The 593-nt window shown below is 62.4% G+C and carries 1 protein-coding gene; it reads left to right on the top strand.

The window, feature by feature from the left end:
* On the top strand, positions 1 to 593 hold a 593-nt coding region (locus tag KXC43_RS50330), incomplete at both ends, for a carbohydrate ABC transporter permease (RefSeq protein WP_221383442.1).

Below are 593 nucleotides of genomic sequence, written 5' to 3'. Positions count from 1 at the left end.
CCGTTGTCGATCCTGATCGGGGTGTTCATCGCGGCTCGTAAGCGTTATCGCGAGTTCCTGGCGGTGTTGTTCTTCATTCCGTTGTTGCTGAGTTCGGCGGCGATCGCGATCACGTACAAGTCGTTGCTCGACCCGAACTTCGGGCTGGGTTCCGGTTTGGGGATCGCGGCGCTGAATCAGGACTGGCTGGGTAACGCCACCTTGGCCATGGCGACGTTGATTTTCATCGTGTCGTGGCAGTTCATCCCGTTCCATTCGCTGATCTATCAGGGTGCGGTGCGTCAGATCCCGACGTCGATGTACGAGGCGGCGCAGATCGACGGTGCGGGCCGGTGGAAGCAGTTCTGGAGCATCACGCTGCCGCAGTTGAAGTACACGATCATCACGTCGTCGACGTTGATGGTGGTCGGGTCGCTGACGTTCTTCGACCTGATCTACGTGCTGACCGCCGGCGGTCCCGGCGACGCCACCCGCGCCCTCGCCCTGCTCATGTATCAGCAGGGTTTCCAGGCCAACCTGATGGGCCCGGCCAGCGCGATCGCCGTCATCCTGGTCCTGGTCGGACTCGGGCTCTCCCTGCTGCTGCGGCGGCT

Origin of the sequence: Paractinoplanes polyasparticus (genome assembly GCF_019710575.1) — a bacterium.
Taxonomy (GTDB): Bacteria; Actinomycetota; Actinomycetes; order Mycobacteriales; family Micromonosporaceae; genus Actinoplanes; species Actinoplanes polyasparticus.
This window is presented reverse-complemented; position numbering and strand designations above follow the sequence as displayed.